The organism is Luteimonas sp. A537 (assembly GCF_054052065.1).
Genome location: NZ_JBSVRH010000001.1, coordinates 294995 through 310630 on the forward strand (window position 1 = coordinate 294995; position 15636 = coordinate 310630).

Genomic DNA, 15636 nt, shown 5'->3' on the forward strand with positions numbered 1-15636 from the left:
GCCTAGTCTTCCCGCATGGACAATATGCGCCCGGCGGGATTCACGCTTCTCGAACTCATGGCAACACTGGCGATCGCCGCAATCCTGGCGGCGATTGCGGCACCCGGCATGGCCCGTGCGTGGCAGCGAGCCAACGCGCTGCAGGCGCTGCATGCCACCACCAGCAGCCTCGCGCTCGCGCGAAGTCTTGCCGTCAGTCGCGGCTATCCCGTCACGCTGTGCCCCAGCACCGACGCGACCTCATGCACGGGTGGACGGGACTGGTCCGCGGGCTGGATCGTCTTCCTCGATCCGGGGCGCAGCCAGCAACCGGCTTCGCAGGCGCAGGTCGTCGAGGCCGCCGCCGCGATCAAGGGAAGCCTTGCCCTGCGGTCCACCGCGGGACGCATGCGGATCCGCTATCTACCCCACGGCTGGGCATCGGGCAGCAACGCCAGCCTGCATCTCTGCTCCCGGGACAGCAGCCAGGATCTTCTGGCCACCATCGTCGTCAACAACGCCGGTCGGACACGAACCGACCGACCGGCGGAAAGGCAACCCTGCCCCGGCAGCTGAGCCGGTCCATGCAACCTGTCCTGTCCTACCAGCACCCGGCGGCGCCGGCCGAACCCGATGCCCGCTTGCTTCCAGCCTGGTTGATCGAGAGCGTTCCACAGCGCGTGTCGCGAGTCTCCTGGACCCCCTTCGGCGCTGCCTCGACCGCGAAAGTCGAAGCAGTCACCGCCGGCGCTGGCGCTAGCCGGATCTCATAGAAATCCGAAAGCTCACCCATGCAGTTGGTGTTTGGCGGCGCCGCGCCGACGTAGGTCAGTACCGTCGTATGGTGTCGCTCCATGAAGTGCGCCGTCTCCATAAGGCAAGCGGCCGCCGCACCACGGCGGGTCTTGACCACGTGGTTGGTATAACTCGGATAGGCGATGGCGGCCAGGATGGCGATGATCGCCACGGTCACCATCAGCTCGATCAGCGTGAAGCCGCCAGCAACTCGCATCCTCCGGTCCATGCGCTTCATTCCCCTGCCACGACTTCATGCCATTGCAACCGGGCTGGCCCGCCGGACCCGGGAGGCGTGGGCGCCCTGCCGCACTCCGCATCCGAGCCACACACATAGATTGCGTTACCCACGCCGATACCCTGAGAAGGCATTCCAATGCCGAGGTCGACGGAAGTGATGAACCCAGCCTCACCGGTACCCGTTTGACCTGCGATGCGGTCATTCCCCACACCGTCCTGGTTGACGTCGATGAACGTCCCCGAGCTCCCACCCTCCATTCGGGGATTGGTCCCGGTAAAGGCATCCACCGCATTGAGGTAACCGGTCCCGCCGGCATCACAGCCCTCGCCGGGAATCGGGATGATGCTCGAGAACCAGAGCGCCCGCCCCCTCACGAACGGCGCCGTCACCACCCTTTCGCCATCGGAGGCCGGACTAGGCACGCCGAGATTGACGTACCAGCCGCGCTTGCCGTCGGCGAGCGCCGAGTAGGGCTCCCACGCTCTGGCGGCACGGCCCAGCGAATCCACGCCCGTCACCGGAATCGTACGGTGCTGGAGCTGGGTCTTGGTGATCGGGTACGCGCCCTCGTCGATGATCGAGTAAAGCGTCTGTACGCCAGTAGAAGTCAGGTCTCCATTGGTAACGTAACTGCCCGTTCCGAACATCACGAAGATGCGACCCGTGACAGGGTGTTTCGCAAGCGCTACGGCGGCCGTAATCGGCTGCGAAATGCTCGAGGGCCCTGTCGCCTGGAAGATCGGCCTCCCGCTGTTGCCTTGCTTGTAAGCGACATCCCACTTATTCGTATTGGAATCGCTAATATCGAACTTCCACAGGTTTCCGTGAAGATCCCCGGCATAAATGTAGTCGGCTTTGCCGTCGCCATTCACATCGGCAGCACGCGCCTCCGACAGGCCGTTGGGCTGCGCCGCAGTGCCGTCCGTATTGGTGGGAATCCGAATCGTACTGTCCAGGGAGCCGTTGTCGTTGAGCACATACACGAACAGCACGGACTGACCGTTCGCACTATCGATGCCGTTTGGCACGATGGCGATGGTCTTGCCATTGTTTCCTTGCCGTACGAGCGGCGCCCCGAGGACATGCCCCATATCGGCATCGTAGTCGGTGTCACCACTCTTCTGGAACGTACGATCCCAGCGAACGATGCTGTTGCTGATCTGCGCGGGATCCGTCTGCGTCACATCCAGCGCGAACACTCCCTTGCCGCCGCGCCCAAGGCTTGCGACCAGGATATTCCTGTTCTTGCCTTGCGCTCGCGTGGTGACGTCAATTCCCCCATCAACAAAAAAACGATGGGTATAGTCTTGACTGCTCAGCCTCCCAAGATTGTTGAAGTTAAGCCCCTTAGGAACGTACGAAAACAGCGTCGTGCCATTGGAAGCATCCACCGCATGAAGCATGCCGTCGTTCGCGCCGATGAACAGGTCATCCGTCTCGGCAACATAGAACGGAGAGGAATTGACTATGTCACCAACAGGTGACACGCGCCGCCTCAGTGCTGAAGGCGAACTTCCCTCTCCGGAACGGCTTCCCTTGATATAGTTCGCATTCGCGTTCCCGCTCACCTCCGTCGGAAGTCCGGCATTCCGAACAAGAGCACCGACCTGCCCTGGCGTGGGGAATTTTGCTCCGCTGCTACCCCATGTGTAGACAGGCCGCGAAGCAAACGCAGCGGCATTCTCATTTGCAATCGCCGCCATGCTCCAAGATGGCATGTTCGCGATGGCACCACCGACGATGCTGATGCCCACGACGTCACCGGCCCATTCGCCTGACGTATACGTCGCTTGGAACAGATGCGACCCATTGTTGAGTGAAGGGCCGTTCGAAGCCACGTTCGAGCCGGACGACCGCCGACGGGAGATCATCGCAAGACTATCCTTCAGCGCATCTGCGAACTCTTGCGGATTGGTGGCCGCAACAAAGCTACCGTGACCATTGACCGCCGCATGCATCAGGTCGTCAATTCGCCTTGCCGACTCGTTGGACCAGCTGTCCTGATTGCTTCCGGTTGTCCGCCAGGGGTTCGGCCAGGATTCCGATCCCTGTTCGATCAGTTGGACGTCGTCCAGCGACAGTGTACCCTCCAGTCCGATCGAAATCCCGAACGTAGACATGTGCTGCCAGAAAGCGGGGTTCGCGGACGATGAAGGGACGTTGTTGGCAAGATTGGTCCGCAGGTCGCGCTTCCAGTAATGCATCGCCACGTCAGCAAGCGTATTCCCCACGTCGTCCCTGAACGGACGCGCAGCCCTGTACCTGTACTTGGTCTGCCCATCCGCCGACACGATCTCCACTCCGTCGGTGGAGTCGGCATCACCCGGACGGACCGATGACGCGAAGTTGTCGTCGTCATTCCAATAACCATCAGTCGTCAAAATGGCGTAGCTCTGGCGGCAACTGAGCTGGGCATCTCCTGCCTGCGGCCCCCAAGCGCCGGACGCCCCTGTCTGGGTCTCGTAATACTGCCCTGTCCGACGCAAGGCACCATGCAGCGGAGTACCGCCACTGGCATTGGCACGAAAGATATAGTCAAACCAGCTGGTGCGATTGGCACCTTTGAACAGCCCCTCGTCGTTGCCTTGAACCGGGATCTGGAATGCAGGCAAGTTTCCCGTGACGCTGCTTGAACCATTCCTGTTCCATATGGAGTCATAGCCGACGCGGAAATTCTCACCGAGCTGACCGAACGCTTCCGCGGCTCCGGCCTTGGCGACCTTGGATCGCGTCCGATGGTATGAGTACCATGTCGCGAAGTTTGCGATTTCGGCTGATGCATTGCGCGTCGCGGTCGGCGTCACCTCTTGGCACTGCCGCCAACCCAGGTTGCCGACCGAAGTGGCATCGCAGCCTGCCTGGGCGAGTCCGCGATTATCACCGGTCGCTCTCAGATACTCGCTGCGCACGACGCGCAGCCCCCCGGATCCACCGACCTGCCGGACCTGGAAGCGGTAATACTGCGAACTGTCATTCACGTTCACGCCAGCGGTCTTGGGGACATAGTAGGTACGCTCGTCCTCGCTTCGATTAGCCAGAGTGCTATCACCCGTCAACGTCGCGGTGTTCGTATAGACGTTGCTTGCAGTCTCGCCACCGCTATGGCGCGTGGCGTTTGCCTGCATCCAGGGGCGGTAGGTCACCGATGGATCGTAATAGAGCTTGTTGTGCACGCTTGTACGCGCGCCGATCTGCAGCGGATCGGTGCGATTGTTGAGCGTAGTCCTGTCGCCCGCATATGCGCCTGGCATGAAGTCCCAGGCCATGGACCCCGAATCGTCCAGGATGAACATGATATTCGGCGGGATCGACCCGGTTCCCGTCTGAAGCGGATACTCCGGAAACGGTGCAGCCGCCGTCTCTGCGCCAACCAGAGCGACCAGGAACCCCATCACGACCGCCAACCGGCGTCCCTTGATAGTTTTAGGAGTGCTGCGCTTCATATGCATCTTCCTCAAGGCACTTCGTACAGTGATTGCAGCAGCACGGCCGCCCCATCCTGGGCCTTGCTGCGCACGACGATCCGGTAGATTTGTGTCTCCACCTCGCATTCGGACGCGGACATGTCGATGGAGGCTGTGCAGGCGCTGTTATCGCCCTTGCCATAGTCCTCAATCACATACTGCGCACGGACTCCGTTGATTTCCGCTTCCGCAAGGCTGAAACCACTGCCACCCGTTTCCCAGAAATTGGCCGCCTGCCATGGCGACAGCGGCTGCTGGGTCGTGGGCCAGTGTCGCGCGCAGACGCCATTGGTGCAGCCAGTACTGGGCGGCGTCGGCTTGGATGTGGCCCGGCCCTCGGCCTCACGAAGCACAGCTTCGGCGACCTGAAATGCGTTGCCGCGGGCGATCAGATTGCCAGCCATGCGCTCCTGCAGGAGGGTGCTGCGCATCGATGCCAGACCGAGCAAGGTCACCACCAGAAGAAGCAGCAATACCACGATCAGGGAGGCGCCACGCTGGGTACGCACGACGCTCACAACACGCCTTCCCGGTTGCGGATCGCCACCACGTGGGTGGTGTCACGACTCAATACACTGCCGTCCGTGCCTTCAAGATAACGTCCCTCCACGGCACCGCTCGTGCCCTGAGCCGTGAACGTGACCCTCACTGCATTGACAACTGACCAGTCTCCGATGGCGGATGCCGACTGCCAGGCACCTGCGGCCGGATCCCGATACTCCAGCTGGAGATCATCGATGCCTTCGGCGATCTCCGCGGTCTCTGCAACCGTTGGAATGTTGGTGGCAGTTTTGTTGACCAGAGTCGCGCGATAGAGGGAGCGGCTTCCACGGCCATTCTCTGCGACGTACCACCTGAAGCTCTGGATCTTCACCACCTGGGCGGGGTCACTTCTGTGCCGGTCGCAATTCGGGTTCAACGAACTGCCGGGTGGAACGATGAAACAGTACCCGTTGTCGCCACTCGCACCGGGGCTGCAGTTCCGCACGAACTGAAATTCCTGGCCACAGTTTTCTGCCCCCGTACCGGTGTTGCCGCCGTTGTGCTGGATGCCGACTGCACCTCCCGCACTGCTCACACCGGTCGCGATGAAGATCATCGAGAGTTCGGTATTGCAGACCATCAGCATGTCGTTGTTGGAGATGCTGGTAGCGTCGGTAACTATCAGGTTCGCACTCGGGTTGTCGTGCGTGATCACGCTGATGTTGCCGCCAGCTCCGAGATGGATGTCAATCGCATCCGTTCCGGACACGCGCGCCGTACCGGGCGCCGTCGTTCCCGCCTCGTATCCGCGGATGCCATCCCCGTACTGCTCCCACCAAGCGTTATCCCCTGTCGTCAACTGGTTCACGATCGTGGAGTTTGCGCCGCAAGGATTCCCCCCCGCCTCGCGGATATCCCGCGACATGATCTCGAACGAGACCCGACTGTTCTCCTGGATGCGATTCAGCGTCTCGGTGGACGCATACACCCGCTTGTTGGTGAGGAAAAGGCCGCTGGCGGCAGCGACCACGACCAGACCCAGCAGAAGCGCGATCATCAGTTCGATCAGCGTCGCGCCTCCCTGGCGGCGCACTGCGCCGAAGCGCTGGAATGCTAAATGTTTGCTCATTTTCAAAGCCTGCTGGTATTGACGACTTGGTGCTCGGAATTTCCCTCGGTGCCGCGGCTGTCATCCCACCGGATGCCCGCCGTACAGGACGCGGTGCCGCAGACGATCCGCCCACAGGCTGCCGGGTCGCCCAAGCTGGTCTGCACCTGACTGAGCCAGCCATTGAACACCGAGTAGTCGACGCCCGAGTCAGGGTCGGTGGCGGCGGCGCAGGTCCAGTCGGACACGTTGAAGGCCCCAGCCGTAGCCTGGGCACGATCGAGCCGCAGGGTGTCGAACAGCGAATACACCTGCATCATCGCCTGTGAGCGCGCGGCCGCACTGTTGCTGTTCTTGATCGTCACGGTAGACAGCGCCGCCAATCCCAACATGCCGATGGCCAACACCAGGACGGCGATCATGACTTCAAGGAGGGAGCTGCCGCGATGGGCGCGGCTGGAAGAATGGTTGTGCATCGTGGTCCGTTGCCTGGTCATGTCAGGTATCCGATGGCGCGCTGCAGGCCGCCGTTCCGTTCCGGGTGCTGACCGAGACGCGACTGGTCACGATCCGGACGTCGCGCGTGTTCCTGTCTGCGGGGACGCGCGTGCTGCACACGCTGATCGCACCGTTGCGGTGCGTTCCGATCCTTGCCAGCCCGTCCGGAGAAAACCGGATCCAGTTGTTCGTGCTGACCCTGGCGCTCGGACGCACCTGGATGCCAGATGCGGCAAGCGTGACGTCCCGGACCACAACATCCTGCGGTGCATTAACGGCCCGGTTTCCATTTCGATCCGAGAAAACGATCATCCGCGACCAGTCGGCGCCGCCGCAGCCTGTGCCGTTTGTCGACGGGCAAATGACCACGCTCTCGCCGCGACGGATCGCTTCCATGCGTGCGACCTGGAGTGCAGCAACGATGTCATTCGCCGCCCCTGACAGCCGGTTAGAGTTGATCAGCGTGGTGAAGCTGGGCACGGCCATGGCCGCCAGGATTGCCAGCAGGGCCACGGTCACCAGCAGTTCGATCAACGTGAAGCCACGTTCGGGCCGTCGGCGCGGCGCAGCGGCATCCCGGGCGGATCCAACCACGGACATACATGCACTCCCCTGCATCGTTCCTTTTCGTCACATGCAGACTAAGGAGAACCACGCACGGGGGCCACCATTGGCCGATGGGTGGCCGCGCTGGACCTCCGAACGGCAGCGGCAGCCCCTATGATGTCGCGATGACCCGGGATGCATCCAGCCACCCCATCGATACCTTGTGGCAGGCGCCCGCCATCGTCTGGTCGATCCTTGCCGGCGAATGCCTCGCGCTGGTGCTGGCCCTGTCGCCGGGAGTCGAAGCCAACAGGCTGGTGCTGTTCGGATTGGCTTCGTTCCTGATCCAGTGGGTGATCCTGCTGACACTTGGTTCTCTGTATGGGCTGCGGGCCTGGGTCCGACGGCTCAGGCCGCTGCACGTGGCCTGCCTGGGCCTGCTGGGTCTGCTGGTATGGACGTGGATCGCGGTCGGCTCCGTGCGGATGCTGCTCGGACCGTCGGTGCTTGGGGCTTCGGATGCCTTCTGGCTATGGCCCGTGCTGCGGATCACGGGGATCGTGGTCGCGGTCGGCGTGCTGGGCCTCGCAGCGCTGCACAATCACTGGCAGGCCCAGAGATCCGCCGTCCGCGCCAAGCACGCCGAACTCGAATCCTTGCAGGCCCGCACACACCCCCACTTCCTCTTCAACAGCCTCAACACCGCCATTGCCCTGGTCCACCAGCGCCCCGCGGAGGCCGAGCGGGTCTTGCTCGACCTGTCGGACTTGTTCCGTGCCGCGCTGGCCGGGCCGCGCCACATACGCTTGGAGGAGGAGGTTGGGCTGGTGCGCCGTTATCTGGAGATCGAGCAGCTCAGGCTCGCGGAGCGATTGACGGTCCGATGGGAGTTGCCACCCGCGTTGCCCGAAGTCGAAGTCCCTGCCCTCTCCATCCAGCCGCTGGCCGAGAACGCCGTCCGCCACGGCATCGAGCGGCGCGTGGAGGGTGGGCGGATAGACATCCTGGTCACCGTCGATGACACATGGATCAACGTTACGGTGCGCAATGACCTGCCGGACCGCACCGATGTCACCGCCCCCACACCGGGCCATGGCGTGGGGCTGCCGTCCGTGGCCAGCCGCATCGAGGCCATGACCGACGGCCGCGGTGCACTGTCCACCGACGCGGCGGACGGGCGCTACGTCGCCACTATCCGCCTACCCGCTGCTCCTGTCGCGACCTGAGTCAAGTCACCACCTCATAACAAGGCCGATACTCCCCGCTGATCTTCATCCGCCGCTGCTCCACGAACGCTCGCAGCAGCGCATCCAGCGACTCCATCATGTCCTTGTCGCCATGGATCTGGAACGGCCCGAATGCCTCGATCCGGCGCATCCCGTCTTCCTTCACATTCCCCGCCACGATCCCCGAGAACGCGCGCCGCAAATCCGCCGCCAACTCATGCGGCTTCCGCCCATGGTGCAGGTCCAGCCCCGCCATCGCCTCGTGCGTCGGCACGAACGGCTGCTGGAACGGCAGCGGGATATCCAGGCCCCAGTTGAAGTAGAACGAGTCCTTGTGCTCGATCCGCGCCTCGCGCACGCGCTTCACGCCCGCCGCCATGCGCCTGGCCACTGCCTGCGGATCACCAACAATGATCTCGTAGCGCTCGGTCGCGGCGTCGCCCAGCGTCAGGCGGATGAACTTGTCGATCTGCTCGAAGTACGGCGCTGACGCCACCGGGCCGGTCAGGATCAGCGGGAACGGCAGTTCGGCGTTCTCTTCGCGCAGCAGCAGGCCCAGCAGGTACAGGATTTCCTCGGCGGTGCCCACGCCGCCGGGGAACACGATGATGCCGTGGCCGACGCGGACGAAGGCCTCCAGGCGCTTCTCGATGTCCGGCATGATCACCAGCTGGTTGACGATCGGGTTCGGCGACTCGGCGGCGATGATGCCGGGCTCGGTGATGCCGATGTAGCGCGGGCGGCGCTGGCGCTGCTTGGCGTGGGCGATGTTGGCGCCCTTCATCGGGCCCTTCATGGCGCCGGGGCCGCAGCCGGTGCAGATGTCCAGGCCGCGCAGGCCGAGCTCGTAGCCCACCAGCTTGGTGTACTCGTACTCGACGCGGTTGATGGAGTGTCCGCCCCAGCACACCACCAGCTTGGGCTCCACGGGATACAGCAGGCGGGCGTTGCGCAGCTGGCCGAACACGGCGTCGGTGATGCCGGCGGACGATTCGAGGTCGGCGGCGTTCTCGGGGCCGAGTTCGATCGCCATGTAGGCAAGGTCGCGCACGGTGGCGAACAGCAGTTCGGCCACGCCGCGGATGATCTGGCCGTCAACGAAGGCCATGGCGGGCGCGGCCACCAGCTCGATGCGCAGGCCGCGGTCCTGCTGCAGCACCTGGATGTCGAAGTCGGGGTACATCTCCTGCGCGGCGCGGGGGTCGTCGTTGGCGCTGCCGCTTGTGAGCACGGCAAGCGCGCAGCGGCGCAGCAGGTCGTGCAGGCCGCCGGATGAGGCGTCCTTGAGCCGGGCCACTTCCTCGCGCGAGAGCACGTCCAGGCCGCCGCGCGGGTAGATGCGGGCGTCGACGGTGGGGAGCGTGGTGGTTTCGGGCATTGTTGCCTGGGTCATCGGTGTTCTCTTCTTCTTGTCGTCGTCGTCGTTTTCGGTGGTCGACTCTAGCGCAAAAAAGGAAACGGCCGGGGCATGCCCCGGCCGTTCCGTGTATCGCTGTGCGTCGCCGCTTAGAACTTGTACTTGACGCTCAGCATGACCGACCAGCGGGAAACAGCGGTATTGATGCCGTCGCCGTTGTTCTCCTGGATGCCGGAGTTGTCGGTGGAGCCGGTGAAGTTGTAGACGTACTTGCCGGTCTCCGGGTTGATGCCCGCGTAGTTGGCCACGCGGCGGGTGGAGTAGAAGCCGTAGTCGTCGATCAGGCCCCAGTCCTTGTTGATCAGGTTGCCGATATTCATGATGTCCAGGGCCACTTCGGCCTTGTGACCTTCGAAGAACATCGGGATTTCCTGGCTCACGCGGACGTCGAAGCTGTTGGTCCAGTCGCTGCGGAACGCGTTGGCCGGGGCCACTTCGCCGCGGAAGCGCTGCAGCTCGGGGGCTTCGCTGGCCATCCAGTCGAAGAACGCATTTTCCATCTGGCCCGGGGTCATGTTGGCATTTCCGGCCCATTCGACGTCGCCGGGGCCGGCGGGCACGTAGAACAGGTCGTTGGTGCCGGCGCTGTCGCCGTTGAAATCGTTGTAGTAGATGTAGCTGAACGGACGGCCCGAGCGACCTTCATAGAACAGGCCCGCGGTGGTCATGTTGTCGCCGAACAGCGCCTTCTGCCAGGTCACGGCCGCGGTGAAGCGATCCTTGATCGCATAGCGCGAGTTGTAGCTGACCGGGTCGTTGGAGTTGAACACCATGGTGTTGTTCCAGTTCGACGAGTTCTGCGAGCTCGTCGCCGGGCTGAACTCGCTGGCGCTGGTGTAGGTGTAGCCCAAGGTCCAGGCCCACTGGTCGACCATCGGCTTGGACAGCGCAACGGTCAGCTGGCGGGCCGAACCCTTGTCGGTGTTGCGGATCACGATGGCCTGGTCGACCTCGGGGTGCTTGTTGGCGCGGTTGCCTGCGCCGTTGCGGCCGTTGCTGATGCCATTGCCCGAGATACTGTCCGGGTTGTAGCCGGCTTCGTTCCAGTACATCGCGCGGCCGTCCTGGCCGTAGTGGGTCGGGCTGCCGATATCGATGCGGTCGAACCAAAAGGCGTTCTTGTTCTTGGTGACCAGCAGCTCGGCCGATGCCACCAGGCCGTACCAGGGCAGCTCGTGGTCGAACGCCAGGTTGGCCTTCCAGATCGACGGCAGGGCCAGGCCCGGCTCCATGATGTCGGCGGTGATGCGCGGCGCGGCGGCGGCACCACCGGTCGGGATCGACGGCGGAACGCTTGGATCGAAGTCCGGGACGCCCGGGCCGCTGATGTTGTACGAGTCGAAGTTCAGGCCGGTGTTCTGGAACGGACCGGCGAGCCACACGTTGGGGTTGCCACCCTGGAACAGGCCGACGCCGCCGCGCAGCTGGGTCGGACGCTCGGTATCGAAGGTGTAGTTGAAGCCGAAGCGCGGCTGCCACAGCTTCTTGTCGACGGTCACCGAGTTGTCGAGGCCGTAGATGTCCTGGATGCGCTGGTTGTAGATCGGCGAGTTGCCGAAATCAGGCATGTCCACGCGCACGCCGAACATCAGGGTCAGGTTGTAGTTGAGCGCCCAGGAATCCTGCACGAACAGGCCGAGGTTCTCGAACGAGTAGGCCGCCGGGATGTCGGCCATGCTGCCGCCGGCACGCGGCGCGCGCAGCTGGTAGTTCAGCGCCTCGCCCGCCTCGAAGGCGTCGAGGCTGTCGAACGTCCACGCACCGTTCACGTCACGGCCGTAGAAGTTGAGGATGTCGTTGTCTTCGTAGTCGAAGCCGAACTTCAGGGTGTGGTCGCCGACGTACCAGGTACCCGCGCCGAACACGGTCAGCTGCTCGGTGTCGACCACGTTGACGTGGCGGTTGCGCTCGGTGCCGAGGTTGATGGTGTCCTGGCCCGCGCCGACGTTGTTGATGATGATGGTCGGCAGGTCCGCATAAGTGGCGGCGATCGACGAGTAGTCGCGCTGCGAGACCTTGAATTCGGTGGAGAAGTTGTCGCTCCAGTCGCTGAACAGCTCGACGACCGTGCTCTCGAAGGTCTTGTTCTGGTCGTACCAGTAGCTCGACAGCGAAATGCTGCTGCCGCCGAAGCCGACCAGCTTGGGCACGATTTCCTCGGTCTTGCTGTAGCGCAGGGCCGCGCGGTGGTTGTCGCTGATGTTCCAGTCGAGCTTGACCGCGTATTCCTCGATGTCGGTCTCGGAAATGCTCGGCGGATTCATGGTGCCGGGATCGAAGCCGAAGCTGTTGGCGGCGGCGATCACGCGGGCGATGTCGGCATCGGTGATGTCACCGTCGCCGTACGGGGTGCCCGACAGGCTGGTGCCCGGGCGCGCGCGCTTGAACTGCTCGTAGTTGGCGAAGAAGAACAGGCGATCCTTGATGATCGGGCCACCGAAGGTGAAGCCGTAGGTCTCTTCCTTGTCGAAGCCGTTGAACTCGACGCCGCGCAGGTCGCTGCGCACCCAGTCGCCGTCGCGCAGGGCGTAGTACGCGCTGCCGTGGAATTCGTTGGTGCCCGACTTGGTCACGGCGTTGACCACAGCGCCGGTACCGCCGGAGATGGTGGTGTCGTAGTTGGCCAGGTCGATCTGGATTTCTTCGATCGCGTCCATCGAGACCGGCTGGCGCTCGGTCGGCATGTTGTTGGCTTCAAGGCCGAACGGGTCGGAGTTGCTGACGCCGTCGATGCGGATCACGTTGAAGCGCGAGTTCTGGCCACCGGCCGAGATCGAGCCATCGGCCTTGCTGACCTGCGAGATGCGCGGGTCGAGGCGGATGTAGTCCTGGATGTTGCGGCTGGCCGAGGGCAGCGCTTCGATGGTCGCGTTGTCCAGGTTGGTGCCGGTGCCCATCTTGTTGGCGCTGAAGATCTCCGAGCCACCTGCCACGCCGACCGCGGTCACGGTGGCGAGGGTGGTCACGTCACCGGCAAGCTGGGCGTTGACGGTGTTGGCCTGGTTCAGGCCGAGGAAGACATTGTCTTGAGTCCTGGTGCCGGCGCCGGCCTTGGTGATGATGATCTCGTACGGGCCACCCACGCGCAGGCCCCGGGCGCTGTAGCGGCCGCTCGCGTCGGTGGTCACGCGGCTGGTGGTGCCGGACTCGACGTGGACGATGGTGACTTCTGCATTGGTGACCGGCAGGCCGTCGCTTCCAAGGACGACACCACCCACGCCGGCGGACGTGCCGCTCTGGGCGAAGACGGGTGCGGCGGCAAGCGCGGCGATCAGGCCGAGCGAAAGTTTCGACACACGGAAGACGTTGCGACGGGTCATGGCTGGACTCTTGGTGGCAAGTAAACGGACCGCACCCCGGGGCACGGCAGGAAAAACTCGGGTTGTCCTGATCACGCCGCGACCGCCGGAGCGGCAGCGGTTAACAACAGATTAACACGGTAGTCCGGCTATATGACAGCCGGATGACGACTTCAGGCCGGGCGCATGCTGACCAGATAGCTGGCCAGGCCGTCGAGCAGCATCTGCACTGAAATCGCCACCAGCAGCATGCCCATCAGGCGCTCCACGGCGGTCAGGGCGCGGGCGCCGAGCAGCCGGTACAGGTAGGGCGCGCAGAACAGGATGGCCGCAGTCGCGCCCCAGGCGATCATCAGCGCCAGGCTCCATTCCCAAAGCCGGTCGGGTTCACGGGTGCCCATCAGCATCACCGCCGCCATGCCCGACGGCCCGGCGACCAGCGGCACGGCCAGCGGGACGATGAAAGGCTCCCCGCCCGGCAGTTCGCCCATCAGGCCCTCGGGCGGCGGGAAGATCATCCGGATGCCGATCAGGAACAGGACGATGCCGCCGGCGATCGACACCGATTCCTGGCGCAGGTGCATGACCTCCAGGGCGTGCTTGCCGACCCAGAGGAAGACCATCAGCACGCCCAGGGCGATCAGCAGCTCGCGCGCCAGGACGATGCGCTGCCGCTTGGGCGGCAGGTTGCGCAGGATGCTGAGGAACACCGGGATGTTGCCCAGCGGATCCAGGATCAGGAACAGCAGCAGGGCCGCGGACGCGATGGTCATGCGCGCGGCGCCCAGGCTTGCCCGCGATGGGCCGTGCCCGCGGGCGACAGCAGGGTGACGCAGGCAGCGGCGGCGGCGGCGGGATCGCGGGCGCGGCGGTCTTCATCGACCGCGTGGGCGCGCGCGCGCAGCGGCGTGCGCAAAGGGCCGGGGCGGAGGCCGTGGAAACGCACGGTGCCGTTCCTGTGTTCGGCGTGCAGGGTGTCGAGCAGGGCGCGCTGGCCGTGCTGGGCGATGCCGTAGGCGCCGCGGTAGGCGGCCGGCGCTTCGTCGTCGAGCACGAACACCACCGAGGCATCCGGCGCCTCGCGCAGCAGCGGCAGGCAGGCCTGGGTCAGCCACCAGCGCGCGCTGAGGTTCACGTGCAGGATGCGGGCGAAGTGACCCGGATCGGTGTGTTCGAGCGGAGTCAGGCCGGTGAAGTCGGCGGCGCAGTGCAGCATGCCGTCCAGCCGGCCCAACTGGGCGCCGATGCGCCCGGCAAGTTCGACATGGTCGCCGTAGTCCGCCCCGGCCAGGTCGAAAGGATAGTTGACCGGTTCCGGCAGCCCGGCCGGGTCGCGCGCGATCGCGTCGTACACGCGGTTGAGCTTGGGTACCTTGCGACCAAGCAGGACCACGGTCGCACCCGCGCGCGCGCAGGCGTGTGCCGCGGCCGCGCCCAGGCCGCCGTGGGCACCGGTCACCAGCACCACGCGCCCGGCCAGTGCGGCCGGCGCGTCGGGCGCCTCCGCGGCGGCCGGGGGCGTACTCACGCCTTCTGCGTCTCCGCGACCATGCGCGCCAGCTCGCCGGACTCGAACAGCTCCATGGTGATGTCGCAGCCGCCGATCAGCTCGCCGTTGATGAACAGCTGCGGGAAGGTCGGCCAGTTGGAAATGCGCGGCAGGTTGGCGCGGACTTCGGGGTCTTCGAGCACGTTGACGCTGTGCAGGGTCGCCATGTCGGCGCCGGCTTCGCGCAGCGCGCCCACGGTGCGGCTGGAGAAGCCGCACATCGGGAACTGCGGCGTACCCTTCATGAACAGGACGATGGGGTGGCCGCTGATTTCGGCCTGGATCTTTTCGACGATGGCCATGGGGGCTCCGACGTGGTGTGCAGCGGGCCGTGGCCACGCAGCGCGTGATGGGGATCGCGCTATTGTAGCGTCCATGGCCATTGAACTTGCCGCCCTGCCCTGGGACCGCACCGCGCTCGAGCCGTACATCTCGGGCGAGACCCTCGACCTCCACCACGGTCGCCACCATCGTGCCCATGTCGAAGCCGTCAACGCCCTGGCGCCAGCGGCGGGCATGGGTACGGCCACGCTCGATGAACTGGTGCGCCGCGCCCAGGGCGCGCTGCAGCAGCACGCGGCGCAGGCCTGGAACCTGGCGTTCCAGTGGCGCTGCCTGAAACCTGCCGCGGCCGGCGGCGGCGGCGAGCCGCAGGGTGAACTGGCCGATGCACTCGTGCGCAGGTTTGGCGACATGGCGCGTTTCCGCCAGCGCTTCGCGGCGATGGCCTGCGCATTGCAGGGGTCGGGGTGGATCTGGCTGCTGCAGCGGCCGGACGGCTCGCTCACCTTGGCACTGACGGCCAACACCGCCTCGCCGCTCACCGGCGACGATCGGCCCCTGCTGACCCTGAGCCTGTGGGAGCACGCCTACCTGCTGGACCACCGTGAAGCCCGCGGCCGCTACATCGAAGCCGCGTGGAACCTGGTCGACTGGACCTTCGTCGCCTCGAACCTCAAATAGCCCCCGCGCGGCGGGACACCTCGCCATCGCAGCTATAGCTGCTCCAACATGACGCGGGTCGCAGCTAG

At 64.7% G+C, this 15636-nt stretch carries 14 protein-coding genes; 3 read left to right on the top strand and 11 right to left on the bottom strand.

All coding sequences use genetic code 11. The features are described from left to right. The first annotated feature begins 15 nt into the window (after positions 1-15). Positions 16-555 carry a GspH/FimT family pseudopilin gene (locus ACW7GZ_RS01355; protein WP_457007429.1) on the top strand — a complete coding sequence of 180 codons (540 nt, stop codon included), beginning with the start codon at positions 16-18 and terminating at the stop codon, positions 553-555. Between the two features lie 25 nt (positions 556-580). On the opposite strand, the gene ACW7GZ_RS01360 is transcribed toward ACW7GZ_RS01355, so the two are convergent. Genes ACW7GZ_RS01360 through ACW7GZ_RS01385 form a run of 6 tightly spaced genes read right to left on the bottom strand, consistent with a single transcriptional unit; the run spans position 581 to position 7186 of the window. Further along, positions 581-1012, bottom strand: a complete 432-nt coding sequence (locus ACW7GZ_RS01360; protein ID WP_457007431.1) for a type IV pilin protein — start codon at positions 1010-1012, stop codon at positions 581-583. Beyond that, positions 1009-4458 carry a pilus assembly protein gene (locus tag ACW7GZ_RS01365; RefSeq protein ID WP_457007433.1) on the bottom strand — a complete coding sequence of 1150 codons (3450 nt, stop codon included), beginning with the start codon at positions 4456-4458 and terminating at the stop codon, positions 1009-1011. The genes ACW7GZ_RS01360 and ACW7GZ_RS01365 overlap by 4 nt, the downstream gene beginning before the upstream one ends. A gap of 11 nt (positions 4459-4469) precedes the next feature. Then, entirely contained in the window at positions 4470-4997 is a 528-nt protein-coding gene (locus ACW7GZ_RS01370; protein WP_457007435.1) for a pilus assembly PilX family protein, read from the bottom strand. Continuing rightward, complete coding sequence (locus ACW7GZ_RS01375; RefSeq protein WP_457007437.1) at positions 4994-6091, bottom strand: PilW family protein; 1098 nt, start codon at positions 6089-6091, stop codon at positions 4994-4996. Before ACW7GZ_RS01375 ends, ACW7GZ_RS01370 begins: the two co-directional genes overlap by 4 nt. Positions 6092-6093: 2 nt before the next feature. Next, entirely contained in the window at positions 6094-6567 is a 474-nt protein-coding gene (pilV, locus tag ACW7GZ_RS01380; protein ID WP_457007439.1) for a type IV pilus modification protein PilV, read from the bottom strand. Position 6568: 1 nt separating this feature from the next. Further along, positions 6569-7186 (bottom strand): GspH/FimT family pseudopilin, encoded by a 618-nt coding sequence (locus tag ACW7GZ_RS01385; protein WP_457007441.1) that lies wholly within the window; start codon positions 7184-7186, stop codon positions 6569-6571. Between the two features lie 113 nt (positions 7187-7299). Here ACW7GZ_RS01385 and ACW7GZ_RS01390 point away from each other — a divergent pair, with 113 nt between their 5' ends. Further along, positions 7300-8340, top strand: coding sequence for a sensor histidine kinase (locus ACW7GZ_RS01390; protein WP_457007443.1), 1041 nt, complete (start codon positions 7300-7302; stop codon positions 8338-8340). A gap of 1 nt (position 8341) precedes the next feature. Here ACW7GZ_RS01390 and ppnN read toward each other — a convergent pair whose 3' ends face one another. The 5 genes from ppnN to grxD form a co-directional block, all read right to left on the bottom strand. Beyond that, entirely contained in the window at positions 8342-9718 is a 1377-nt protein-coding gene (ppnN, locus tag ACW7GZ_RS01395) for a nucleotide 5'-monophosphate nucleosidase PpnN (RefSeq protein ID WP_457002831.1), read from the bottom strand. Positions 9719-9846: 128 nt separating this feature from the next. Continuing rightward, positions 9847-13077 (bottom strand): TonB-dependent receptor, encoded by a 3231-nt coding sequence (locus tag ACW7GZ_RS01400; RefSeq protein WP_457007445.1) that lies wholly within the window; start codon positions 13075-13077, stop codon positions 9847-9849. 152 nt (positions 13078-13229) lie between these two features. Continuing rightward, entirely contained in the window at positions 13230-13829 is a 600-nt protein-coding gene (locus ACW7GZ_RS01405) for a YhgN family NAAT transporter (RefSeq protein WP_457001540.1), read from the bottom strand. Beyond that, on the bottom strand, positions 13826-14584 hold the full coding sequence (locus ACW7GZ_RS01410; RefSeq protein WP_457007447.1) for an SDR family NAD(P)-dependent oxidoreductase: 759 nt from the start codon (positions 14582-14584) through the stop codon (positions 13826-13828). The genes ACW7GZ_RS01405 and ACW7GZ_RS01410 overlap by 4 nt, the downstream gene beginning before the upstream one ends. Then, positions 14581-14907 (bottom strand): Grx4 family monothiol glutaredoxin, encoded by a 327-nt coding sequence (grxD, locus tag ACW7GZ_RS01415; RefSeq protein WP_457001537.1) that lies wholly within the window; start codon positions 14905-14907, stop codon positions 14581-14583. Before grxD ends, ACW7GZ_RS01410 begins: the two co-directional genes overlap by 4 nt. Positions 14908-14980: 73 nt before the next feature. Here grxD and ACW7GZ_RS01420 point away from each other — a divergent pair, with 73 nt between their 5' ends. Beyond that, the gene (locus ACW7GZ_RS01420) at positions 14981-15568 is read left to right on the top strand and encodes a Fe-Mn family superoxide dismutase (protein ID WP_457001535.1); all 588 of its coding nucleotides are present in this window, start codon (positions 14981-14983) and stop codon (positions 15566-15568) included. The last annotated feature ends 68 nt before the right edge of the window (positions 15569-15636 follow it).